Raw genomic sequence first — 23,872 nt, forward strand, 5'->3', positions numbered from 1 at the left:
GAACGGGAGATGTCGGACCGCCGGTGGTGCCGCAACCTGGGGACCTCACCAGCTTCCCCACCTCCGGAGCGACCGTGCTCGAACTGCTCGACATCAGCAAGGTCCACCGCGGCGGCAACCGTGCGGTGGACGGCATCACGATGAGCCTCCGGCCCGGCCTGATCGGCCTGCTCGGTCCCAACGGCGCGGGCAAGTCGTCGCTCATGCGCGTCGCCGCCACCATCACCCGCCCCACCTCCGGCCAGGTCCGGTTCGAGGGCGTGGACGTGGTGTCCCGCCCGAACGCGCTGCGCCGCGTCCTCGGCTACCTGCCGCAGGACTTCGGCGTCTACCCGAACCTGACCGCGCGCGAGTTCCTGGCCTACCTGGCCGCGGCCAAGGGCATCTCCGCCCGCTCGGCCAAGGCGCGGATCGACGAACTGCTGCACCTGGTCAACCTCACCGGCGCTCTCACCCGGCCGCTGGGCCGGTACTCCGGCGGAATGCTGCGCCGGGTCGGCATCGCCCAGGCCCTGCTCGGCGATCCCAGGGTGATCATCGTGGACGAGCCGACCGCGGGCCTCGACCCGGAGGAGCGGGTGCGGTTGCGGAACCTCCTCAGCGACCTGTCCGCCGACCGGGTCGTGTTGGTGTCCACGCACATCGTCTCCGACGTCGACTCGGTGGCCGCGGACATCGCCGTGGTCGCCCGCGGCAGGCTGCTGCGCCGCGGCGCGCCGGAGGAGCTGCTGCGCGACGTCGACGGCCACGTCTGGGAGGTCACCGTGACCGCCGACGAGGTCGACGCGGTGCGCGCGGCCCACGCGGTGAGCCGGGTGGTCCGCACCGCGGCGGGAGCCCGGCTGCGGCTGCTGTCCCCGACCCGGCCGTCCGCGGACGCCGTGCCGGTGGCGCCGGACCTGGAAGACGCCTACCTCGGCATCGTCAACGGCTTGGCGGTGCGCCGGTGAACCCGGTCCGGCTGGCCGTGGGCGACTTCCGCGACCGGGTGCGCCGACCCGTGTACGCCGTGACCCTGCTGGGGGCGGTGCTGCTGGGCTACCTCGCCGTGCCCGCGGCCGACTCGCACTGGACGATCGTGCAGCTGGGCGTCTACCGGGGGCTCTACACCAGCGCGTACGTGGGCACGGCCACCGCGCTGGCGAGCGCCGTCTGGCTGCTGCTGGGCGGTTTCTACCTGGTGCGCAACACGATCGCCCGCGACGGGCGCACCAACGTGGGGGAGCTGCTCGCCGCGACACCGCTGCGCGCACCCGTCTACCTGGTGGCGAAACTGCTCAGCAACGTGCTGGTGCTGACGTCGATGCTCGTCGTGCTGGCCGCCACCGCGCTGGTGCTGCAACTGGCCCGCGGCGAGTCGACGGCGGTGGACCTCGGCGCCCTGCTGCTGCCGTTCGCCGTGGTGGCGTTCCCCGTCGTGGTGCTGACCGCGTCCGCGGCCCTGTTCTGGGAGCTGACCCCGGTGCTCAGGTCGGGCGCGGGCAACGTGGTCTGGTTCTTCTGCTGGATGGTCCTGGCGACGGCGGGGCAGGGCCCCGGCGCTCCGCTCGGCGGACTCGGCGTGCACGACGTCGTGCGGTCGCTGGGCGCGGACCTGCCAGCCCGCGGCGTCGAGGTGGACGGTGACGGGTTCAGCCTCGGCCTGACCTACGTGGACGTCCCGCTGCGACCGTTCGAGTGGTCCGGTTTCAGCCCTGACGGGGAGTTCCTCCTCTCCAGGCTGGCCGTGATGGGGATCGGGGTCGCGCTCGCCCTCCTGCCGGTGCTGTGGTTCACCCGCTTCGACCCCTCGCGGTCCGCCGCCACCGCATCCGTCGAGGACCTCCCCGGTTCGGCCGGAGCGTTCCGGAGCGGGCTGCGAACCGTTGTGCGGCAGGGGAGTGGGGTCGCGGCGTTCCCCCGGCTGCTGGCGGGCGAACTGCGCGCGCTGCTCCAGGGCGTGTCCCGGTGGTGGTGGGCGGGCGCGGTCGCGGGGAGCGCGCTCGCGTTCGTCGTGCCCGGATCCGGGGTGGGCGCGACGGTGCTGCCCGCGGTGTGGATCTGGCCGGTGCTGCTGTGGTCGCGGCTGGGCACCCAGCGGCACGAGTTCGGCGTGCAGGTCCTCCTGGCGTCCTGTCCGGGGGCGCGGGCGCGGGTGGTGGCGGAGTGGTCGGCCGGTGTCGTGCTCACCGCGGGCACCGGCGGTGCGGCGGCGCTGCGGATGCTCTGGGAAGGCGACACCGCGGGCTTGGCGTCGTGGGTGGCCGCGGTGCTGTTCATCCCGTCGCTGGGGCACTTCCTGGGGTCGTCCAGCCGCACGCACCGGCTCTTCCAGGCCGTCTACGTCCCGCTCTGGTACTGCGGGCTCAGCGGTCTGGGGGCGCTCGACTTCATGGGGGTCCTGCGCGCCGAGGACGGCACACCGCGCGGTCTGCCCGCGTACCTCGTCGCCGGGCTGGGCGCCGCGCTGTTCCTGCCGGTGCTCATGGCATCCGGCCGCAGGACGGGGTGACGGTCGTCCTCCGTTCTGTCGGACCCCGGCAATAGGGTCTGCGACACCGACTGGAGAGGACGACGACGTGCCTGGCTGGGAACTTGGTGGTGAGCCGGAGGGTTCCGCGTTCACGATGCCCGAAGACTGGTGGCCGCACGTGCACGTGCGGCGTGGCGGGAGGGTGGTGGGCGGGGCGGCCGTCGAGGCGGTGGAGGCCGTGCCGGGCGAGGTGGAGGCGGTGCTGGCCAACCCGGTCGGCGATCAGGAGCTGGTCGCGGCCGCCCGCGACCACCTGGCGGGCGTGGTGACGCCGGTCGGCGCGGCGGCGGTGGCCGCGCTGGCGGAGGCCGGGCCCGAGGTGGGGGACGCGTGGGCGCACGCGCACGGGTTGCCGTTCGCCGCTCGTGCCGCCGTCGAGGGCTACGGCGTCGAGGTGCACCGGGACGTGTACGGGAAGCTGCCCTCCGTGCTGCGGCGGACGCTGCAGAACTACCGCGTCGCCGCGGGCTTCCTGCGGCGGGTGCGCGAGCTGCTGGCCGGGGCGTCCGAGGCCGAGCACGAGGCCGCGATGGCGGCGGTGGGGCCGCACCGCGTCGACCTCCGTTCGCTCGTGGCCGCCGCGTACCTGTTCCCCGGCAACGGGGAATGGGTGGACGGGGCTTTCGACGAGGTGGAGCGGACGAAGGCGCCCGTGTTCCTGCTCAAGCACCTGCGCGTGTCGCTCCTCCAGTCCTCCGGCACGGTCGCCCAGGTGGAGCGGGCGCTGGCTGGCGGTGCGGCGCAGTCCTTGCAGGACCCGGAAGTGCTCCGCACGGTGGTCGACGGCGTCGGTCCCGCCGTGGCCCCGGCGCTCGCGTCGGTGCTCGGCCCCGATCTGGAGAGCGCTTTCCGCGATCTGCTCCTGGGGACGCTGGCGGAGTTCCCGACGGCGGGGGCGTTCGACGCGCTGGTGGCGCGGCTGGCCGGTAAGCGGGTGCGCGCCACCGTGCTCGACATGGCCCGCCGGTACCCGGCGCTGGCGCTGGAGCGGTTCGCGGCCGGGGGCGCGCCCGCCAGGCCGTTGCTGGAGAGCCACCTCAAGGGCCACCTCGACCTGGCCGACCGGGTCGAGCTGCCCGACGACGTGCGCGCGCTGGTCGAGCGGATGCGGGCCGAGCGGTCGGGGATCGAGGTGGCGCCGGTGTCCGCGCTGCCCGCCGTCCTGGCGGTGCCGCGCAAGGGGCCCGCGCCGGGCAGGTGGGCGCAGGTGAACGCGCTGCCGCCGGTGCTGCTGTCCGCGGACGGGCGGGCGCTGCCGGTGGAGGCCGTGGAGCGGCTGCTGACCCTGCTGGCGGCGAAGGCCACGACCGAACTGGCGGCGGTGCGCGAGGTGTGCGACGCGGCGTCGTTGGCGCGCTTCGCGTGGGAGCTGTTCGAGCTGTGGCGGGCCGACGGGATGCCGCTGAACGACGGCTGGGTGTTCACCGCCCTCGGCGCGCTGGGGGACGACGGGGTGGTGCGCGGGCTGACGCCGTTGATCCGGGCGTGGCCCGGTGAGGGGCAGCACAAGCGGGCGGTGACGGGCCTGGAGGTGCTGGCGGCGATCGGCACGGACTCGGCCCTGGCTGCGTTGGACGGGATCGCGCGGCGGGTGAAGTACGCGGGCTTGAGGAAACGGGCGCGGGAGCGGATCCTGGACGTGGCGGCCGGGCTCGGGTTGAGTCCCGAGCGGTTGGCCGACCGGCTGGTGCCCGACCTCGGGCTCGACGACGCGGCCGTTCTGGCGGTCGACTACGGGACGCGGCGGTTCGCGGTCGGGTTCGACGAGCGGCTGAGGCCGTTCGTGCTGGACGAGGGCGGCAGGCGGCTCAAGGACCTGCCGAGGCCGGGCGCGAAGGACGACGGGGAGGTCGCCCCCGCCGAGCACAAGCGGTTCGGGCAGCTCAAGAAGGACGTGCGCGCGGTCGCGGACGACCAGATCACCAGGCTGGAGCAGGCGATGGTGGTCTCGCGCCGGTGGCCCGCCGCCGAGTTCCGGACCCTGCTGGTCGGGCATCCGCTGCTGCGGCACCTCGTGCGGCGGCTGGTGTGGGTCGTCGAGGACGGGCGCCCGTTCCGGGTGGCCGAGGACGGCACGGTGGCCGACGTGCGCGACGACGCGTTCGACCTGCCGGAGGACGCGCTGGTCGGGGTGGCGCACCCGGTCGGCCTGGGCGACGACGTGAAGGCCTGGGCGGACGTGTTCGCCGACTACGCGATCCTGCAACCCTTCCGGCAGTTGGAGCGGCCGGTGTTCCGGCTGGACGAGGCCGAGCTGTCATCCCGGAACCTGGACAGGTTCGACGGGGTCCGGGTCGAGGTCGGCAGGCTGCTGGGCCTGACCGCGGGGGCCTGGGAACGCGGGGCGGTGGAGGGCGCGGGGATCGAGCGGACGATGGCCAGGCCGCTGCCGGGCGGCCGCGTGGTCGGGATCGTCCTGGATCCGGGGATCGTGAGGGGTGCGCCGGACGAGGACCCGGTGCAGACCCTCCGTCAGGTCGGCGTGCTCGAAGGCACCTTCGGCGACCTCGACCCCGTGTCGGCGTCGGAGGTGCTGGCCGAGTTGACCGGCCTGCGGGATTGATCGGCGGGCCCGCCCGTGACGGCCGGTGCGAGCACGAGCGCGGCGCCCGAGGCCAGCGCCGCGACCACCTCGGCCATGGGGGAGGTGAACAGCCGGACGCGGCGGCCCGCCCCGGCCGACCACACGTGCCCGGCGACCGCTCCGCCGGGCATCGGGGCGGGCGGCAGCGGGCGGACGCGGTCGGCGTCGGTCGGATCCAGGTCCGACCGGCCGTCGATCGTCCGAGCCGTGTCGGGGCGGTCCACGACGACGCACGTGCCCACCGCGGAACCCAGGAACCCCGCCGTCACGCGGGTCGCCAGGGTCGCTTTCGGCCGGGTGTCGCCGAGCATGGCCGCGATGCGCGCCAGCGGCAGCTCCACGTCGACGGACAGGAAGTCGGCGCCCGTCTTGAGGACGGCGAGCAGCCCGGCGACGCCGTCCACCGTCCGTCCACAAACGACCGCGACCACGTCACCGGGGCCGACACCCAGCCCGATGAGGTGGTGGGCGAGGCGGTTCGCGCGGGCGTTGAGGTCCCGGTAGGTCACCGAGTCGTCCTCGACGGCCAGCGCGACCGCGTCCGGCGCCGCGGCCTCGAACAGCGCCCGTTCCACCCGGTCGTCCCGCAAAGTCCGCCCCCACCGCATCCGCGCTCGCCGATCCCGCGGAAGCATGGAGCGCCTCCGGTGACAGGTCAACCCGACGGCACCGGTACCGGCGGAGGGTTGGCGAATGAGTGCCACGCGGGTCAGGGGGTCGTGAGCACCCCGTTGTAGCGCTCGACGAGCTGGGTGCGGCGGATGTCCGGGCACGCCATCAGCCACATCACCAGCCGCTCGACCCCGAGGCCGAAACCGCTGGTGCGCAACGGGTACGCGGACTTCAGGTCGACGTACCAGCCGTAGTCGCCCTCGGCCACGGCGTGCGCTCGCAGGGAGTCGCGGACCTGGTCGCCGGTCACGTGCCGCTCGCCGCAGCCGACCACCTCGCCGGGACCGAGCAGCAGGTCGGCGTTGAGCGCCCTGGTCCCGGTGTGGTCGTGCGCCTGGTAGAACGGCACCGCCCGGTGGTCGAAGTGGGTCAGCCACACGGACGGGCCGAGCAGTTCCACCAGCCGCTGCTCGCCCCGGCGCGTCACGGTCGGCCACAGGTCGTCGCCGTTGACGACGACGCAGCCCTCCTGGCCGGTGAGCACCGCGACGGCCTCGTCCACGGTGATCCGCGCGGTGGGCGTGGCCAGGTACCGCTCGACGTGGGCGATCCCGCCCGCGACCCGCGCCAGCTCGTCGCCGAGCTGGGCCAGGCAGGTCGACGCCAGGTGGCGGACGTACTCGTCGGCGGCGGCCATCACGTCGTCGAGGCCGCCCTGGATCTCGACCTCGCTGTGGAAGAACTGGTTGAGGTGCGTCTCGTCGGCGGCCTCGCCGCGGAAGCTGGGCATCAGGTAGTAGCAGCCGCCGGGCGCGAGCCTGCACCCGTACTCCAGCATGAACTGCATCGAGTCGGCGAGGTAGGTGGGCACGCCGAACAGGTCGACCCGCACCGGAAGGGAGTCGCTGCCCAGCCCCATCGGCGAGGACACCGAGTTCGTCGTGATGGGGAGGTGCACGCACCGCACCCCCCGCGCCCGCCAGAAGACCGCGGTCTCGTAGGAGACGAGGTCCTGCACGGCGACCAGGCAGCGGTACCAGGGGTCGTCCAGCACGGCCAGGTACCGCAGGGCGCTCGCGGTGTCGGTCATGATCCACCCTTCGCTGTCGGGTGGACCTGCTTGCCGTACAGCGAAGCGTACTGCCCACCGGGCACGACGAGCAGCTCGTCGTGGGTTCCGTTCTCCTTGATCACGCCGCCGGACAGCACCAGGATGCGGTCCGCGTCGCGCACGGTCCGCAGCCGGTGCGCCATCAGCAGCACGGCCTTGTCCGCGAACAGCTCGGCCAGCGACGCGGTGAGCAGGTCCTCGGTGCCCGCGTCCAGCTGGGAGGTCGGTTCGTCGAGCAGGACGAGGTCGGCGTCCTTCAGCAGCGCCCGCGCGATGGACAGCCGCTGCCGCTCCCCGCCGGAGAACCGGTGGCCCTTCTCGCCGATGACGGTGTCGTACCCGTCGGGCAGCGACTCGACCAGCCGGTGCAGCTGCGCCGCCCGGCACGCCCGCTCGACGTCGGCGTCCGTCGCGGACGGGCGAACGTACCGCAGGTTCTCCGCGATGCTGTCGTGGCGGACGTGGGTGTCCTGGCTGATGAACGCCACCGTCCGCGCGAGGTCGTGGAGCGCGATCTCGCGCGTGTCGCGGCCGTGCACCTCCACCACCCCGCCGGTCGGGGCGGACAGCCCGGCGGCCAGCATCGCGATGGTGCTCTTGCCCGCGCCCGACTCCCCGACGACGGCGACGGTCTCGCCCGCGCGGATGGTGAGGTCCACGCCCCGCAGCACGCGGTGGCCTTCCTGGCGGACAGCGCTTTCCTCCACCGGCGCCCGGTGCGGGGAGGCGGTCAGGCCGAACATGCCGGGACCGGACACCGTCGCGGAGCGGGACAGGCCGGGATCGACACCTCGTCCGCCGGGACGTGCTCGAAGGAGACGTCCCGGAACCGCAGCACCACACCGTCCTCGGCGACCGCACGCGGACGCGAACCCCGCTCCGGCACCGGCAGCACGGCGGAGTCCAGCACGTCGAACACCCGGCCGAACGCCGCGCCCGCCCGGATCGCCGGGTAGCGCAGCCCGACGAGAGTGCTGACCGGGCCCTGGATCTGCCTGAGGTACAGCAGGAACAGCACCAGCGTGCCCACTGACACGTCGCCGCGGGTGACCAGCAGCGCCCCGCCCGCGAGCAGCGCGGTGGTCGTCGCGGTGAACACCGTCTCGTACGCGGCGCCGATGCCCGCCCGCCACGACGCCAGCCGCAGCGCGGTGCGCCGGACCTCCCCGGCGAGCACCCCGAACCGCCGCCGCTCGACGTCGAGCGCGCCGGACTGCCGGGCCAGCAGCACGCCGTCGCGGTTGAGCACCGACTCGACGTGGGCCGACAGGTCTGCGTTGTGGCGGAACGACGACCTGATGACGGTGTTGATCCTGGCCTCGGACCGCCGCACCGGCCAGAGCACCAGCGGCACGAGCAGCAGCACGAGGGCGAGCCGCGGGTCCACGGCGACCAGCACGACACCGACGCCGAGCAGGGTGACCGAGCTGGACAGCGCGGAGGCGAGCACGCTGGTGAACAGCGGCTCGCACGCGTACACGTCGTTGGTGATCCGGCTGACCAGCGTGCCGGAGCGGACCGTGGTGTAGAACGGCATCGGCAGGCCGATGAGGCGGTCGAACAGCCTGCGCTGGAGGTCGCTGGTCACGCCGTGGCCGATGGCGTCGGCGACGCGGGCCGCGGCGAACGTGGCGGCGACACCCGCCAGCCCGGCCACGCCGATGAGGACCAGCGGGAGGACCGTCGCGCCGAACCCGCGGCCCGCGCCCAGGTCGTCGATCACCAGCCGCAGCAGCAGCGGCTGGCCCAGCGCCAGCACCGTGCCGAGCAGCACGAGCAGCAGCAGCGCCAGGATCCGGGCGCGGTAGGGCTTCGTGGAGACGACCACCCGGCGGAGCAGCACCCGGTCCCGGAGCAGGGAACCGCCGCCGTCGCGCCGGGGCGGGGGCGTGGTCACGTCGTCGGTTCCGCGCCCGCCAGCGAGCGCACGACCGAGCGGCGCATCTTCCCCTCCTCGGTGCGCGGGAGCGCCGTGGTGAAGCGGACGACGGCGGGCACCTCCTGCGGGGAAAGCGCTTCCCGGCAGCGCTCCAGCACCTGCGCCACCGTCATCACGGCACCCGGCCGCGGCTGCACGAGGGCGTGCAGAATCAGTTCGCCGTCCTCGCCCGCCAGGCCGACGACGGCCACGTCCGCGACGTCGGGGTGCCCGCTGATGACCTCCTCGACCGGGCCGGGCCGCACCTCGTGCCCGGCGATCACCATCCGGTCGGACGTGCGGTCCGCGAGGAACAGGAAACCGTCCTCGTCCAGCCAGCCCAGGTCCGCGACGCTGACGTGACCGGGCGCGCTGCCCGCGGTGCGCAGTTCGCGGTCGCCGACGTAGGTGTGCGCCCGGCCGTGGGCCTCGCGGAAGAACACCTCGCCGACGACACCGGGCCCCACCCGGTTCCCCTCGTCGTCGAGGATGAGCGCGCCCTCGGGCTTGCCGACGGTCCCCGGCCTGCGCAGCCACTCCACGCCGTTGACGATGACCGGGCTGGTCGCCCCGCCGAGCTCGGAGCTGTAGTAGATCTCGAACAGCCGCTCCGGCCCGACCAGGTCGATCCAGCCCCGCTTCACCCAGCCGGGACAGGTCGCGGCCCCGTGGGTGACCCTGGACAGGCCGGTGAACAGCGACCGGTCCAGGTCGGGCATGGTCAGCACGTTGGCCATGTGCAGTGGTGTGATTCCCAGCGAGTAGACGTCGTGCGCGCGCAGGAGATCGCACATCAGCGCCGGGTCGAACTCCGTCATGGTGATCACCGCGGACCCGGTGAGCAGCACGTGCAGCGAGGGCGCGAAGTTGCCGGTGTGGAACAGGTTCCCGCAGATGAGCCTCGTCGCCGAGCCGGGGGTCCTGCCGTGGTCGCCGATGCGCAGCCCCGCCTTGTCGTACGGGGTGTTGCTCCCGCCCGCGAAGCGCATCCGGTACTCCACGATCTTGGGCAGCCCGGTGGAGCCGCCCGAGGTCACGTAGAGGTAGGGGGAGTCCTCGGCGACCGCCGGGCCGCCGCTCCGGTCGGCGTCGGGCGCCGCCACGAAGTCGAGCGAGCCCGCGGGGCCGGGCACGAAGGTGTCGTACCGCCGATGCGGCCGGGTGTCGGCCAGGACCGGCCTGCCCACCTCGCGGGCGACCAGGTCGAGGAGCTGGTCCCGGTCCTCCGCGGGCAGCCACGGGCTCACCAGCACGACCGGGACGCCGCGCCGCCACGCGCCGAACACGAGGCTCAGGTAGGAGGCGCTGTTGCGCAGCGCGACGACCAGCACGTCGCCGGGGCCGACGCCCGCCGTGGAGTAGAGGACGGCCGTCGCGTTCACGGAGGCGCCCAGCTCGGCGAACGTGAGGCTCTCCTTCGCGCCGTGCGGGCCCGCGACGACGAACGCGAGCCGGTCGGGAGAGGTGTCGGCGAACTTGGAAATCCTATCCAGCAATCCCGCTGCCGACTGTGAAGCGAACACGATGACCTCGCAGGCGCGATGTTTGGGGCGCACAGGCTAACACGGCGAATAGTGCCGTAAGCGCGTTGTCGCGATGTCCGTCGATTAGGCCGAAACGACTATCGGGGTTGGTTCCGTTCGGCCGCTCCCATTCCGCCCGCATTCGCGGATCGGGGGCGCTCCGGTCGGACATGACGGGCATGTCTATGCAGGTAGCAGCGTCTTGAATGATCGTTAGCCGGGTTTCCTGATGGAGGTATAGGGAAACCCCATGGCAGCCCGAGTTGCATTGTCTTGACATCTATATCGGGCCCCGACGATACTACGGGCGCGTTCGTACGGGGCGCGAATCGACTACTGTGTAAATGATCGAATTCCATCGTGTCCGTTCCGTCGCGCGACAATTTCGCGGCGGACGCGCGCGTGTCCGAATGACTCGCCCCCGGAGTGCCGCATCGTGATCCAGGACGTGTGCGGGTCGCGCGTCGACCCGTCGGAGTTGCGCTCGCCCGCGTTCGGGCTCGACCCGCACCCCGTGTACGCCCGCCTGCGCCGGACCGACCCGGTGCACTGGAACCCGCTGGTGCGCGCGTGGTTCGTGACCCGGCACGCCGACGTGGTGGAACTGCTCGGCGAACCGTGGCTCACCTCGCGCGACAGCGCCGCGGTCGTCGCGGCGGCGGACCCGGCCGTGCGCGCGGAGGTCGCCTCGGTCGAGCGGTTCTTCGGCCGGTGGCCCGTGTTCACCGACCCGCCGCGGCACGGTGAGCTGCGATCGCTGCTGCGCCCGGCCTTCGCCCGGTCCGTCGTCGAGGAGTCCGCGGGGCGCGTCGCCGGGCACGCGGTCCGCGCCGTCACGGCGCTGGTCGGGGCGTCGACCCCGCTCGACGTCGTGCGCGACCTGGCCGAGCCCTACGCGCTGGCGGTCACCGCGGACTTCCTCGGCTTCGCCCCGACCGACCTGGAGGCGCTGCGCGGCTGGTCGACGGGGCTCATGGCCTACCTGCACACCTCGCCGGTCGACCTGGCGCTGCTGCTGGCGACGGCGCGGACCATCGACGGGTTCACCGCCCACGTGCGCGACGAGGTCCTGCCGGCAGGGCGGGGTCCGGTGGCCGCCGCGCTGCGCCGGGCGCGGGCGGATGGCGACATCACCGACACCACCGCGGCGGCGCTCATGGCGCAGCTGCTCACCGGCGGGGTGGCGCCGGTCGCGACCACGATCGCGGCGGCGGTCGTGCAGCTGCGGTCCGGCGTCGACCGGGGAGGATCGTCCACCGAGGACGTCGTCGCCGAGGCGCTGCGGCGGAGCACGCCGTTCCACCACGCGCCGCGCACGGTCGCCCGCGACACGACGTGGCGCGGGCACCGGTTCCAGGCGGGCCAACGGGTCGCGCTCGTCCTGGCGTCGGCCAACCGCGACCCCGCCGTGCACACCGACCCGGACTCCTTCGTCGCGGGCCGGGGCACGGGCCACGTGGCCTTCGGCAGGGGAGCGCACCACTGCCTCGGCGCCCACCTCGCCCGGCGGTCCGTCGAGGCGCTGCTGCGCGCGGTGGACGCGCACGCGCCGGGACTGCGGGTCGACGCGGGCGGCGTGCGCATGTCGCCCGCGGCCGGGGCCACCGTGTTCGACCGCGTTCCCGTCGAGCGCGTCCGATGAGCCGGTCGCTGCGCTGCCTGCTGATCGAGGTCACCGCGATGCCGGGGGTCGGCTACAGCCCGATCCTCGGTTACCTCCAGGCCGCCGCGCAGACCTCGCCCGAGGTGGCCCGCCGGTACCGGTTCGACAAGCGCGTCGTGTACCAGGACGTCGACCTGGCGAGCCGGATCCCGGCGCTGCTCGACGATGTCGGAACGCCGGACGTGGTCGCGCTGGCGGTGTACTTCTGGAACCGCTCGATCAGCCTGGCCATCGCCGCCGAGGCCAAGCGGCGCTGGCCGCGGTGCCTGGTCGTCCTGGGCGGCAACGAGGTCAGCCACCAGACCGGGGCGCTGCTGCGCGACGACCCGGCGGGCGCGGCCGTGGACGTGCTGGTGCACGGCGAGGGCGAGGAGACGTTCCGGGCCGTGCTGGAGGCCGTGGCCGGACTGCGCCCGAACGAGGGCGTCCCCGGCATCAGCTACCGCGAGGCGGGGGAGATCCGCACCACCGCGCCCGCGCAGCGGATCGCCGACCTGGCCACGATCCCGTCGCCGCTGCTGAGCGGCGTCTACCCCGACGCGGTGATCGCGGACTCGAAGGTGATCATCCTGGAGACCAACCGGGGCTGCCCGTTCTCCTGCGCCTTCTGCTACTGGGGCGGGGCCACCAAGTCGAAGGTGCGGACGTTCCCGCTGGACCGGGTGAAGCGGGAGATCACGCACATCGTGACCCACGCCCGGTCGCACGCGACGCTGTTCCTGGCCGACGCCAACTTCGGGATGCTGCCCAGGGACGTGGAGATCGCCCGCTGGCTCGTGGACGAGCTGGACCGCCACGACAAGCAGCTGTTCCTGTTCACCAACTGGGCGAAGAACACCGACGCGCGGGTGCTGGAGATCGCGCGGATCCTCTACTCGCGGCGGCTGATCGCCGCGGTGACCCTGTCCGCGCAGTCGTTCTCGACCGAGGTGCTGCGGATCGCCAACCGGCGCAACATCAAACCCGCGTACTACCGGCGGTTGCAGGAGCAGTTCCGCGAGATGGGCGTGCCCACCTACACGGAGCTGATCTGGGGGTTGCCGGGGGAGTCGCGGGAGGAGTTCCTCGACGGCGTGCACACGGTCATCGACAGCGGGGGCTTCCCGGTGGTGTACCCGTTGCTGCTGCTGAACAACACCGAGTACACGACCACGACGTTCCGCGCCGAGCACGAGGTGCGCACCCGCGCGCTGCCCTACCAGTTCACCCACCGGGAGATGCTGGCCGAGTTCGTCGTGGGGCACACGCGGATGACGCCGGAGGACTGGGCCGCGGGCATGGACTTCCGGCTGTCGCTGGCGCTGTTCCACGCCTGCCTGCTGCGGCCGCTGCTGTGGTACCTGGAGGACCGCTGCGGCGTCCGGGTCGTCGACGCCTGCGCGCTGCTGGTCGACCACCTCCGCGACGGGTGCGCGGACCCGGTCGTGCGGGCGCTCGCCGCGAACCACCACGACTGCTGGCAGGACCCGGCGGTGTTCGACCGGGAACTCGTCGACGCGCACCTGCCCGCCGACGCCATCCCGGAACACCCGCACTACCAGGCGATCCTGCGCCACCTCGCGGTCTCCGGCGGGACGGGCGCGTTCGTCACGGCCGCCGCCGGGCACCTGCGTGCCGTGCTCCCCGCCGTCGCCGCGCTGCCGTCCGACGAGTTCGGTCAGGTCGTCGCGTTCCAGCGGGCGGTGGCCGAGGCGTTCGCCCGGTGCGTGACGGGCGAGGTCGGCACGGTGGACGTCGGGGTCCCGCCGTGGCTCACGACGTTGCTGGCCGCCAAGGGGCAGCTCGCGGCCGACCAGTCCGGCGCGTCGCGGGTGCGCTGGGACCTGTCGGGCTTCGCGGGCGTGCCGGTGGACTCGTTCCTGCTCGCCGTCTACCACGGCAGCGTGCACCTGCCGATGGCCCTGCGCGGCCAGGTCGCCGCCGCCGAGCGGATGACGTCGTGACCGCCGCACCGGATCCCGCCGACGTCCGGGTGCGGTTCGCCCCCAACGGCGAGATCCCGTTCGCGGCGTTCTTCACCAGGACCGTGCTGTACAGCTGGCTGTTCGCCCGCCGCTACGGCGGCGCGTTCGTGCTGCGCTTCGACGACACCGACCTGGACCGGATCCAGCCGGGCGCGCTGGAGTCCTACGTGGACGGGATGCGGTGGCTGGGGCTCGACTGGGACGAGGGTCCGGACGTCGGCGGGGACTTCGGCCCCTACCGGCAGTCCGAACGCCGCGACCTCCACCACGCGGCGATCGACCGCCTGCTCGACGAAGGGCGCGCCTACCACTGCTACTGCGACCGCGACCGGCTCGCCGCCGTCGCCGAGTCGGCCAGGCGGCCGGGGGCGACCCACCTGCCCTACGACGGCCGCTGCCGCGACCTGGACCCCGCGCAGCGCCGGGCCGCGGTGGCGAGCGGTGTGCGTCCCGCGGTGCGGCTGCGGACCCCGGACGACGGGACGGTCGTGTCGCACGACCTGCTGCGCGGCCCGGTCTCCGTGTCGGCCGCCGGTGTCAACGACTTCGTCCTGTGCAGGCCGGACGGCTGGCCCACCTACCACCTGACCGTCGTGGTCGACGACGCCGCGATGCGGATCAGCCACGTCATCCGCGGCGTGGAGGGGCTGTCGAACATGGCCCCGCAGGCGCTGGTGCACGACGCCCTCGGCCTGCCCCGCCCGCACTACCTGCACTTCCCGCTCGTGCGCACGCCGATGTTCGAGATCGGCGACTGCTTCCTGCCGCGCGGGCACGGCCTCTACCTGGACGAGCTGCGCGCGTCGGGCTACCTGCCGGGAGCGGTGCTCAACTACTACGCCACCCTCGGGTTCGGCTACCCGGACGACCGGGAACTGCTGTCCCGCAACGGGATGGTCGACCTCTTCGACCACCGGCGGATCAGCCGCAAGGAGTTCGTGACGCAGTCGCTCGACAAGCTGCGCTGGGTGAACCGCAAGCACGTGGGCGCCTACGCCCCGCGCCCGGAGGTCGTCGAGGCCTGCGTCGAGGCGTTGACGGCTCGCGGGCTGCCGGACGCGCGGGACCTCGCCGAACGGGGTGTCGACGTGGTCCGCGGCCGGTCCGCGACCGCCGTCGAGGCCGCGGACCTGCTGCTGGCCGCGCACAACGGCCCGGACACCCCGGTGACCGCGACCATCCCGCCCGACGCGTTGCGCGGGCTGGCCGACGCCGTCCACGAAGGACAATCGCTCACCGTCGGGATCCGGGCGCTCGCCGAAGCGCACCGCGTCGCCTACGGGGACGCCGTCCGCGACGTCGTCGGCCTCATCGCCGGTCCCGGCCACCCGCTCGCGCCCGACGACCTCGTGCGCGTGATCGGCCCCGCGGAGGCGGCCCGCCGCATCGCTGCCGGAGCGCCCCGGTGACCGCCCGATCCGCCGACCACCGAGAGGACCGCACCATGACGACGACGCACGGGACGGGAGCGGTCATCACGACGGCGCCGGACGGCGAGGTGACCATCGACTACGGGCCGCGGGTGTGCACGAGGTGCGTGCTGCCCGCCGCCTTCCCCGGCATCGGCTTCGACGACGACGGCGTGTGCTCTTACTGCCGCGACGAGAACGAGCGGGTCGGCACGACGGTCGAGGCGGTGCGGTCCGGCATCGCCGACGCGCTGGCGGGCGCCGACCCGGCCCACCAGTACGACTGCGTGGCGCTCTACAGCGGCGGCAAGGACTCCTCGCTCGCGCTCGTGCGGCTCAGTCAGGACCACGGCCTGAAGGTGCTCGCCCTGACCGTGGACAACGGTTTCCTGTCCGACGCGGCCGGGGAGAACATGCGGCGCATCGTGGACGCCACCGGCGTCGACCACGTCCTGTTCCGGCCGCGCCGGGGCTTCACCAGCGGTCTGTACCGGACGAGCCTCGAGGTCGACTTCGGCACGGAGACCACGAAGTACTCGACGTCGGCGTGCGGGTCCTGCATCAGCCTCGTGCTGTCGATCGGCATCCGCTTCGCCAGGACGCACGCCGCCCCGCTGCTCGCCGGCGGGTGGACCGCAGGCCAGTTCACCACGTCACCGGTGGTGGGAATCGCTTTCCTGGAGGACGTGATCGGCAGGCACTTCGACCCGATCGGGCTGGCCACCGCCGAGCACGACGACGAGCTGCGGGCGTGGCGGCCGGGTCCGGGCGCGCACCCGGTGGGCCTGGTCAACCCGCTCTACGCCGAACAGGACTACTCGGAGGCGGCCGTGGTGCGGGAACTGCGGTCCCACGGCTGGGAAGCGCCCGCCGACACCGACTCCTGCTCGACCAACTGCAGGCTCAACGGCCTGCTCATCGTCGACCACGTGCGCAGGCACGGGTTCCACCCCTACGCCTACGAACTGGCGCACCACGTGCGCCTCGGGCTCCTGCGGCGAGAGGACGCGATGGGCAAGATGGAACGGATCGGGGTGCGCGCGCCGCAGGTGCGCGCGGTGGCGCTGGAACTCGGCCTGACGGGGCCGGTCCTGTGAGCGCGCTGGACCGGGCGCTGGCCGGACTCACCGCGACGTCCGCCGCCGGACTGGGCTTCTCCCGACTGGTGGCGCTGGTGAACGAGCCCAACATGCCCTCGGGCGGCGGCGCCACCGTGCGCCGCGTGCTCCAGCTGGCCCCGGTGCGCGGCGACCTGCCGCTGATCGAGGTCGGCAGCAACACCGGGTACACGACGATCGAGATGGCCAGCTGGGTGACCGCGCCCGTCATCGGCGTCGACGTCGACCCGGTGTCCTGCGCGTTCGCCACCGCCAAGGCCGCCCGGCACGGCATCGGCAACGCGCGGTTCGTGGTGGGGGACGGGCTCGCGCTCCCGGTGGCCGACGCGTCGTGCCAGCTCGTGTTCTGCAGCAACGTCACGTCGTTCATGCGCGACCACGACCGCGCGAGCCGGGAGTACTACCGCGTGCTCGCCCCGCGGGGAGTGCTGGCGGCGGTGCCGATCCACTACCACCGGGAACCGCCGTCGGCGTTGCGCGCGCGGGTGGAGGAGGCGATCCGCGCCCCGCTGCCGGTGACCTCGCGCGACTACTGGGTCGACGTGTTCGCGCACCCGCGGTCGACGTTGATCGCGGAGGAGACCTACGAGTACGAGCGCCGGTCCGACGACGACGTCGAGGCCTACGTGAAGGGCGTGATGGCGCAGCCGCACCTGGACGCGGTGGCGCCGTCGGTGCGGTCGGCGCTGGCCGAGCGACTCACCCACTTCTACCGGCTTTTCGACGAGAACCTGTCCTACGCCCGGTACAGCATCCTGCTGTTCCGGGCCGACCACCCGAACCCCGAACCGGTGCTGCACACCTCGCACCGGGTGGCGACGTGACCTCGGCACGGCTGCTGGACGACCTGCTGACCGACTCCGTCGCCCCCAACCGGCTCCGGGACGTCGGCTGGCTGCGGGAGTACCTCGCGGCCGGGTCGCCCGCGGGCGACCCCATCGTGCTCAGCCTCGGCGAGCCGTGGGGCGGGGTGCCGGACGGGCTGCTGGCGGCGCTGCGGGACGTGCCGGGGCACGCGCACGGCTACCAGATGTCGATGTACGGCCTGCCGAGGCTGCGCCGCTCGCTGCGGGACTACGTCGCGCGGACCCAGGGCCTGCCCTCCGATGGGCGGTGGGAGTTGGCGGTGGGGTGGACGGGCACGCGCAGCGCCATGTGCGACTTCGCCCGCCACCTCGCGGGCGCCGGGCACCGTCCGGGCGGGACGGTGCTGGTGCTGGGGCCGAGTTGGGACTACGCCGGGGTCTTCGCGCCGTACGGCTACCGCGTCGAGCACCTGGACTGCCTGGGGGCCGACGGGTTCGCCGTGGACGAGGCCGCCATCCGCGCCTGGCGGCCCGCCGACGGCGGTGACGTCGCGGTCGTCGTGGTGAACGCCCAGCACAACCCGTCGGGGCACGACCTGGCGCCGGGGGTGTGCCGGGCGCTGCTGGAACTGGCGCTGGACGCCTCCGCCGCGATCCTCGTGGACGACGCCTACTTCGGCGTGTCCGACGCCTCGCCGCCCACGTCGGCGTCGGCGCTGCTGCACGAACTGCTCGGCGAGGCCGACCCGCCCGCGCCGTGGCTGGCCGTGCGCTCGCTGGGCAAGCAGTTCCACTGCAACGGGTGGGCGCTCGGCGCGGTGCTGGCCGAGCCCGCGTTCCTCGACGAGTTCGTCAACGTCACCCGGACCCACCACACCTACAACCACGGCGTGCTGCTCCAGTGGGCGATGGCCGACTGGCTCGCCGACACCGGGGGCGTCGAGGCGTTCCTGAGGGCCGAGCGCGAGGCGTGCCGGGCCAAGCGGGAGTACGTCGTGGGCAGGCTGCGCGCCGCCGGGGTGCCCGACCGGCGGATCGTGACCGGACCCGCCGCGCCGTACCTGTCGTTCCCCGTCCCGGAGGGCGACCACGGCCACGCGCGGCGGTGCGTGCTGGAGGCCGGTGTCGTGCTGTCGGAGATGTGGCCGCTGGCGCGGGTCGCCGAGCGGGACGACTCCGGCTACCTGCGCCTGTTCCTCGGGCCGGAGCGGGCCGTGCTCGCGGAAGCCCTCGACCGGCTGGACGGCGCGGGCCTGACCACCTCGGGCTGAAGCGGTGTCCAGGAGACGTGGAATCGGCTTTGTCAAGGCCGCGTCCCACGACCCCCGGCGCATTCTTGATACCCCTATTAGGCACTTCTATCGGAAGTTCGAAATGTGAACACGATCCGCTAACGTTTTCACGCTGCGTGAACACGCCGCTACCCAACCGCACGCATTCGGGGTGAATCTCCCGTACTTCGGGATGTGGAGGCATTTGGCGGATAGGAACGGGGTTGACCCGTAACATAGCGTGGGCAACGGAAATAAAGCCGCTGACTGAACGTCAACGGTCAATACGTGAGCGACGCAAGCCCGATGGACCGAACGGACCCGTGCTACTGGGGCACCACTTCACGTACGAACCCCGGGTCCGAGGAACGAGCACCGCGGAAACAAGCAGGACGTTTCCCGGCATGTCGACATGCCCGGCGGGCGGGCGCCCTATGCGAAAAGCCGATAATTCCATTCAACGCGCCTATATCGCGGATCAACCTGGAGCACTCCGAATGAAGACGTCGTCCCAAGTGCGCGCGCTCGGCCACCCGACCGGCCGCCCGGAAGGGAACCTGCTGGTCTCCCCGGCCACCACGCCCCCCGGCTCGTGGCCGGTGCTGGCGGCGCAGCTGTTCAACGAGCGGATGCTCGACAGCACCAACCTGTTCCCGTGCGTGTTCGGGGTGGACGCCGTGCGCAAGGAGACACTGCGCTACGCGTTCATACCCAACGGCAGCCAGCGCGTACCCGTTCTCGCGGAGGCGTTGCGCCAGTTCACGGACATCGCGGAGAGCCTCGGCCGCCGCACGTCGCTGGTCTGCTTCTTCGAGTTCGACCCGCGGCTGGACTCGATGGAGAAGCACCGCGAGCACTTCTGGTCGCTGCTGCGCGACGTGAGCGCGACGGACATGGCGACGTGGCCGGAGGACATCTCGCAGGACTTCGACGACCCCACGTGGGAGTACTCCTACAACTCGACGCCCATGTTCGTGGTGGCGAACACGCCCTACCACGTCGACCGGCGCAGCAGGTACTTCGAATACTTCGCGATCACCTTCCAGCCGCGGTTCGTCTTCGACGACCTCAAGGGCGGCACGGCGACCGGTGACAACGCGCGCAAGGTGATCCGCGATCGCCTGGCGAAATACGACACGGCGGAGCGGACGCCGCTGCTGGGCAGTTTCGGCGAGGCGGGGAACAAGGAGTGGGAGCAGTACTTCCTCTCCGACGACAACGAGCCGAACCCGCCCGGAGCCAGGTGCCCGATCGCCCACGCGAAGATTTCCGAGCCAACCTCATAATTCACGTTCACCGCACCGAGGAGTCAGGCATGTCACCCACCATCACCATCGAGCCCGAAGTCCCGTTGACCGATCGGATCACCGCGTTCCTGCCCGCGCAGGGCAGTTTCGAGGTGCAGCACGACCAGGAGGGCAAGACCCACAACTGGCACCGGCACAGCATCGACGAGACGCTGTTCGTCATCGACGGCGTGCTGAACGTGTTCTGGCTCCAGGACGGCGAGGTGCGCCGGCACTCGTGCGGCCCCAACTCGAAGCTCCAGCTGCCCGCCAACACCGTGCACGGCTCCACCGCGGGCGAGGGCGGCTGCGTCTACCTGATCGCCCCGGACGCCGGCCAGACCGCCGAGACCACCTTCCTGCCCGAAGCGAAGCACCCGGCGACGTGACGAACAAGCGCTTGGTCCTGATCGGAAGCGGGGGAGCCGCGTTCCGCGAGTACGCGCTGCGCGCCATCTCCCGCAAGGCCGACATCGTCCTGGTGTCGGACGCCCCGCCGCGCTGGGAGACCGCCTACCTCGCGGACTCGCTGCTGGTCGACCTCTCCGACCACGAGGCCGTGCTGGCGGCGGTCCGCGACGTCACCGCGGACGGGCTGCTCACCTACGACGAGCGGTACGTGGAGCTGACGGCCCGGCTGACTGCGGAACTCGGCTTCCGCGGCCCCGGTGTCGACGCCGTGCGCGCGGTCAAGGACAAGAGCGCTTTCCGCGCCCTGCAACAGGAGTCGGGCCTCGCGCCCATCCGCTTCGGGGTCGCGGAGACGCCCGAGCAGGCGCGCGAGGTGCTCAGGTCCGTCGGACTGCCCGCCGTGTTCAAGCCGAGGGCGCTCGGCGGCAGCGCGGGCGTCGCCATGGTGACGACCGACGACGAGGTCGACGCGGCGTTCGAGGTCGCGACCTCGGCCAGGGTCGGGATCGTCAAGTCCCGCTACGACGGGGTGCTGATCGAGGAGTACGTCGACGGCCCGGAGATCAGCGTCGACTCGGTGACGTTCGGCGGCGTGACCACCCCGCTGGTGGTGGCCGAGAAGCAGACGGGCCTGGCCCCGTACTTCGAGGAGATCGGCCACGTGGTGCCCGCGCCCGACGCGCTGGCCCCGCCGGAGGTGTACGACCTGGTCCGGAAGGCGCACGCGCTGGCGGGCCTGGACGACGTCGTCACGCACACCGAGGTCCGCCTCGGTCCGGACGGGCCGAGGATCATCGAACTGAACGCCCGGCTCGGCGGCGACCTCATCCCCTACCTCGGCCTGCTCGCCCACGGCGTGGACCTGGCGTCCGCCGCGGCCGACATCGCGCTGGGCGACGCACCCGCGATCGACCGCCGGGATCTCGGGTCGGCCGCGGTGCGGTTCCTCTACCCGGCCACCGACATCCGGCTCAACGGCATCGCGCTGCCCGACGCGCTCGCGGAACGTCCGGAACTGGACTCCTTCGCGGTGCTGGGCTCGGTGGGCGCCGAACTGCTGCTCCCGCCGCGCGGGTACATGTCCCGGCTCGCCGTCGTGGTCGTGACCGGTGCGAGCCGGGAGGCCGCGCTCGACGCCGCGCTGGAGATCTCCACGGGTGTCGAGGTCGACGCCGACGAACTGGCCGTGGCCGGGACCGCCCGGTGACCGCTCCGTCCACCAAGCCGCGGTCCGTGCTCGCGGTGGTCATGGGGGCGCCCGCCCAGGTGTGGATCCTGATCGTCGGGGTCTTCGTCAACCGGGTCGGCTCGTTCTTCTCCACGTTCGCGACGCTGTTCCTCGTCGACCGCGGGTTCACCGCGGCCGAACTGCCGCTCGTGCTGGTCGCCATCGGCGCGGCAGGCATGGCGGGCTCGCTCGGCGGCGGGTGGCTGGCCGACCGGGTGGGCCACCGCGGGTCGCTGGTCGCCTCGATGACCGGCTCCGCGGCGTCCCTCGCGCTGCTCGCGGTGGCCCCGGACACGGCGCTCGTCGTCGTGGGGGTGTGCCTGGTCGGGTTCTTCGGCCAGTCCTACGTGCCCGCCGCGTCCGCGCTGCTGGTGCGCAACAGCGACCCGGTCGACCGGGTGCCGATCTTCGCGTTCTTCCGGCTGGCGCTCAACGTCGGCGCCGCGCTCGGGCCGTTGATCGCCGGTCTCGTCGCCACCCGCTCCTACACCGCGCTGTTCCTGATCGACGCCGCCACCTGCGCGCTGTGCGGGCTGGTCATCCTGATCGGGCTGCGCGGGCGGGGCACGGCCGCGGAACCCGTCGCGGCGGAACCGGAGCCCGGCGATCCCGCCGTCCCGGTCCGCGGCCACCGCGGCGTGGTGCTGCTGTGCCTGCTGCTGTTCGTGGTCGCGTCCATCTACGCCCAGCACATGTCGACCATGCCGCTCCAGCTGTCGGAGGCGGGCAGCCCGGCCAGCTTCTACGGCCTCCTGCTGGCGCTCAACGGCTTCCTGGTGATCATCGGCGAGCTGCCGATCAGCTCCGTCACGCGCAAGCTGCCGTGGCGGGTGCCGGTGGTCGCCGGTGTCGCGCTGATGTCGGCGGGCCTGGTGGTCGCGGGGCTCGGCAAGGTCGCGATCCTGGTGGTGCCCGCGTTCATCGTCTTCACGATCGGGGAGATGGTGTTCGCGCCGGTGGCCAACGCCGCCGTGGCCGAGCTCTCGCCGCCGGGGGCCACCGGGCGCTACCAGGGCATGCTCGCCACCTGCCAGAGCCTCGGCTTCACCCTCGGGCCCGCGCTCGGCACGGCCGTCTACGCGTTGAGCCCGTCCGGGCTGTGGTGGGGCATCGCCGTCGTCACCGTCGTCGTGTGCGCGGGCATCCTCATGATCTGGAAGGTTTGGAAATGACGTCGCTGGTCAACCGCCACGTGGTCCTGGTCATGCGGACCGGGTTGCAGATCAGGTACGACCACGTGGACACGATGTTCCGGCTGGGACTGACGATCCACCTGGTGACCGAGGACAAGTCGGCGCGGGACGACCCGCGCTACTCGACCGTCCGGCTCATCGGCGCCGGGCTGTCCACCGACGCGTTCGCCGACCTGGTCGCGGTGGCGCTGCGCGAGACCGGCTCGGACTTCGCGATCACGTTCCAGGAGACCGACATCGTCGCCGTCGGCCTGGCCAACGCCGCGCACGGCGTGGCCTGGAGCCGCCCCGAGGCCGACGCGATCGCGCGGGACAAGACGTTGCAGCGCAGGCACATGGCCGCCCACGGCCTGCCGTCGCCCGGTTTCGTGGAGGTCGGCGACCGCGACGTGGACCCGGCGCTGATCGCGCCGCTCGGGCTGCCGTGCATCGTGAAGCCCAGCCGCGGCGCCAGCAGCACGCACGTGGAGCTGGTGGGCGACCCGGCCCGGATCCCGGAGGTGCTCGACGGGATCGCCGAGCTGGCGGCGTCCGGCGAGGGCAACTTCTACGACGCCATGCCGGAGAAGTGGGCGCTGGTCGAGGAGTACCTGCCCGGCCGCGAGGTCACCTGCGACGGCGTGGTGATCGACGGCAGGTTCCACCTCGGCGGCGTGAACACCAAGCAGCTGCCGCACCCGCCGTGGTTCGAGGAGGACCTCTACGTCCTGCCGCACGGCGACGCCGCCGTGGAAGCCGAGATCACCGCCGTCATGGAGGACCTCGCGCGCTCGCTGGACATCGGCGTCGCCCTGCTCAACGCCGAGTTCCGCCAGGGCGCCGACGGCGGCTACCGGATCGTCGAGTTCAGCACCCGCATCAGCGGCGGCCACGTCTACCGCCACGTCCGCGACGTGCACGCCGTCGACCTCGTGGAGCTGTTCCTGCTCGCGGCGTTCGGCGAAGGGCCCGCCGCCACCGGGCTGGCCGAGCAGCGCCACCCCGGCAGGCTCGCCACGTGCATCAAGTTCGTCTACCGCGACGGTGTCGTGGAGGAGAACTGGGCGGGCGACGCCCGGTACTCGCCGTCGTTCCGCGAGTACTACGCCCTCGCCAAGCGCGGCGAGACGGTCCGCTCGGCCCCGCACGGCTTCGACATCTGCGGCCTGCTGTCGGTGTGGGGCCCCTACGACCCGGAGAACCACCCGGCGGGCATCCACCACATCGCCGACGAGGTGCTGTCCCAGCTGCACCTCGACGTCCGGCCTCTCGACCAGGCCTGAC

19 protein-coding genes are annotated in these 23,872 nt (G+C 72.8%); 14 read left to right on the forward strand and 5 right to left on the reverse strand.

Features of this window, described 5'->3' with window-relative positions:
• Positions 1-23 precede the first annotated feature (23 nt).
• The 3 genes from RM788_RS48060 (at position 24) to RM788_RS48070 (ending at position 5,075) form a co-directional block, all read left to right on the forward strand.
• Positions 24-950: an ABC transporter ATP-binding protein gene (locus RM788_RS48060; protein WP_315927914.1), complete on the forward strand. Its 927-nt coding sequence runs from the start codon at positions 24-26 to the stop codon at positions 948-950.
• Positions 947-2,491 carry a hypothetical protein gene (locus RM788_RS48065; RefSeq protein WP_315927916.1) on the forward strand — a complete coding sequence of 515 codons (1,545 nt, stop codon included), beginning with the start codon at positions 947-949 and terminating at the stop codon, positions 2,489-2,491. The genes RM788_RS48060 and RM788_RS48065 overlap by 4 nt, the downstream gene beginning before the upstream one ends.
• A gap of 67 nt (positions 2,492-2,558) precedes the next feature.
• Positions 2,559-5,075 carry a DUF4132 domain-containing protein gene (locus tag RM788_RS48070; RefSeq protein ID WP_315927918.1) on the forward strand — a complete coding sequence of 839 codons (2,517 nt, stop codon included), beginning with the start codon at positions 2,559-2,561 and terminating at the stop codon, positions 5,073-5,075.
• Here the strand turns inward: RM788_RS48070 and RM788_RS48075 are convergent.
• The 5 genes from RM788_RS48075 to RM788_RS48095 form a co-directional block, all read right to left on the reverse strand.
• The gene (locus tag RM788_RS48075; protein ID WP_315927920.1) at positions 4,985-5,731 is read right to left on the reverse strand and encodes an AMP-binding protein; all 747 of its coding nucleotides are present in this window, start codon (positions 5,729-5,731) and stop codon (positions 4,985-4,987) included. The genes RM788_RS48070 and RM788_RS48075 overlap by 91 nt on opposite strands.
• 74 nt (positions 5,732-5,805) lie before the next feature.
• On the reverse strand, positions 5,806-6,798 hold the full coding sequence (locus tag RM788_RS48080) for an amino acid--tRNA ligase-related protein (RefSeq protein ID WP_315927922.1): 993 nt from the start codon (positions 6,796-6,798) through the stop codon (positions 5,806-5,808).
• A complete protein-coding gene (locus RM788_RS48085) occupies positions 6,795-7,562 on the reverse strand; it encodes an ABC transporter ATP-binding protein (RefSeq protein WP_315927923.1) in 768 nt (255 codons plus the stop codon). The genes RM788_RS48080 and RM788_RS48085 overlap by 4 nt, the downstream gene beginning before the upstream one ends.
• Positions 7,550-8,716, reverse strand: coding sequence for an ABC transporter transmembrane domain-containing protein (locus RM788_RS48090; protein ID WP_315927925.1), 1,167 nt, complete (start codon positions 8,714-8,716; stop codon positions 7,550-7,552). Before RM788_RS48090 ends, RM788_RS48085 begins: the two co-directional genes overlap by 13 nt.
• Entirely contained in the window at positions 8,713-10,233 is a 1,521-nt protein-coding gene (locus tag RM788_RS48095; protein ID WP_315927927.1) for a class I adenylate-forming enzyme family protein, read from the reverse strand. The genes RM788_RS48090 and RM788_RS48095 overlap by 4 nt, the downstream gene beginning before the upstream one ends.
• 463 nt (positions 10,234-10,696) lie before the next feature.
• Here RM788_RS48095 and RM788_RS48100 point away from each other — a divergent pair, with 463 nt between their 5' ends.
• From RM788_RS48100 to RM788_RS48150, 11 genes are all read left to right on the forward strand, one after another.
• Positions 10,697-11,902: a cytochrome P450 gene (locus tag RM788_RS48100; RefSeq protein WP_315927929.1), complete on the forward strand. Its 1,206-nt coding sequence runs from the start codon at positions 10,697-10,699 to the stop codon at positions 11,900-11,902.
• Complete coding sequence (locus RM788_RS48105) at positions 11,899-13,866, forward strand: B12-binding domain-containing radical SAM protein (protein WP_315927931.1); 1,968 nt, start codon at positions 11,899-11,901, stop codon at positions 13,864-13,866. Before RM788_RS48100 ends, RM788_RS48105 begins: the two co-directional genes overlap by 4 nt.
• Positions 13,863-15,296, forward strand: coding sequence for a glutamate--tRNA ligase (locus tag RM788_RS48110; RefSeq protein ID WP_315927933.1), 1,434 nt, complete (start codon positions 13,863-13,865; stop codon positions 15,294-15,296). Before RM788_RS48105 ends, RM788_RS48110 begins: the two co-directional genes overlap by 4 nt.
• Positions 15,297-15,331: 35 nt before the next feature.
• Positions 15,332-16,393, forward strand: coding sequence for an adenine nucleotide alpha hydrolase family protein (locus tag RM788_RS48115; protein ID WP_315927936.1), 1,062 nt, complete (start codon positions 15,332-15,334; stop codon positions 16,391-16,393).
• Positions 16,390-17,238 (forward strand): class I SAM-dependent methyltransferase, encoded by an 849-nt coding sequence (locus RM788_RS48120; protein WP_315927938.1) that lies wholly within the window; start codon positions 16,390-16,392, stop codon positions 17,236-17,238. Before RM788_RS48115 ends, RM788_RS48120 begins: the two co-directional genes overlap by 4 nt.
• Complete coding sequence (locus RM788_RS48125) at positions 17,235-18,491, forward strand: aminotransferase class I/II-fold pyridoxal phosphate-dependent enzyme (protein ID WP_315927940.1); 1,257 nt, start codon at positions 17,235-17,237, stop codon at positions 18,489-18,491. Before RM788_RS48120 ends, RM788_RS48125 begins: the two co-directional genes overlap by 4 nt.
• A 497-nt stretch (positions 18,492-18,988) precedes the next feature.
• Positions 18,989-19,777 carry a YqcI/YcgG family protein gene (locus RM788_RS48130; protein WP_315927942.1) on the forward strand — a complete coding sequence of 263 codons (789 nt, stop codon included), beginning with the start codon at positions 18,989-18,991 and terminating at the stop codon, positions 19,775-19,777.
• Positions 19,778-19,806: 29 nt separating this feature from the next.
• On the forward strand, positions 19,807-20,166 hold the full coding sequence (locus RM788_RS48135; RefSeq protein WP_315927944.1) for a hypothetical protein: 360 nt from the start codon (positions 19,807-19,809) through the stop codon (positions 20,164-20,166).
• Entirely contained in the window at positions 20,163-21,395 is a 1,233-nt protein-coding gene (locus RM788_RS48140; RefSeq protein ID WP_315927946.1) for an ATP-grasp domain-containing protein, read from the forward strand. The genes RM788_RS48135 and RM788_RS48140 overlap by 4 nt, the downstream gene beginning before the upstream one ends.
• Complete coding sequence (locus tag RM788_RS48145; protein WP_315927948.1) at positions 21,392-22,588, forward strand: MFS transporter; 1,197 nt, start codon at positions 21,392-21,394, stop codon at positions 22,586-22,588. Before RM788_RS48140 ends, RM788_RS48145 begins: the two co-directional genes overlap by 4 nt.
• Positions 22,585-23,871 (forward strand): ATP-grasp domain-containing protein, encoded by a 1,287-nt coding sequence (locus RM788_RS48150; RefSeq protein WP_315927950.1) that lies wholly within the window; start codon positions 22,585-22,587, stop codon positions 23,869-23,871. The genes RM788_RS48145 and RM788_RS48150 overlap by 4 nt, the downstream gene beginning before the upstream one ends.
• Position 23,872: the final 1 nt, after the last annotated feature.

The sequence above is a fragment of the Umezawaea sp. Da 62-37 genome, from assembly GCF_032460545.1.
Classification (GTDB): domain Bacteria; phylum Actinomycetota; class Actinomycetes; order Mycobacteriales; family Pseudonocardiaceae; genus Umezawaea.

Excerpts from the sequence above, each read along its gene's own strand:
- RM788_RS48115 (WP_315927936.1), top strand. The coding sequence starts at position 15,332 with ATGACGACGACGCACGGGACGGGAGCGGTCATCACGACGGCGCCGGAC.
- RM788_RS48105 (WP_315927931.1), top strand. The coding sequence starts at position 11,899 with ATGAGCCGGTCGCTGCGCTGCCTGCTGATCGAGGTCACCGCGATGCCG.
- RM788_RS48080 (WP_315927922.1), bottom strand. The coding sequence starts at position 6,798 with ATGACCGACACCGCGAGCGCCCTGCGGTACCTGGCCGTGCTGGACGAC.
- RM788_RS48130 (WP_315927942.1), top strand. The coding sequence starts at position 18,989 with ATGAAGACGTCGTCCCAAGTGCGCGCGCTCGGCCACCCGACCGGCCGC.
- RM788_RS48150 (WP_315927950.1), top strand. The coding sequence starts at position 22,585 with ATGACGTCGCTGGTCAACCGCCACGTGGTCCTGGTCATGCGGACCGGG.
- RM788_RS48135 (WP_315927944.1), top strand. The coding sequence starts at position 19,807 with ATGTCACCCACCATCACCATCGAGCCCGAAGTCCCGTTGACCGATCGG.
- RM788_RS48075 (WP_315927920.1), bottom strand. The coding sequence starts at position 5,731 with ATGCTTCCGCGGGATCGGCGAGCGCGGATGCGGTGGGGGCGGACTTTG.
- RM788_RS48085 (WP_315927923.1), bottom strand. The coding sequence starts at position 7,562 with ATGTTCGGCCTGACCGCCTCCCCGCACCGGGCGCCGGTGGAGGAAAGC.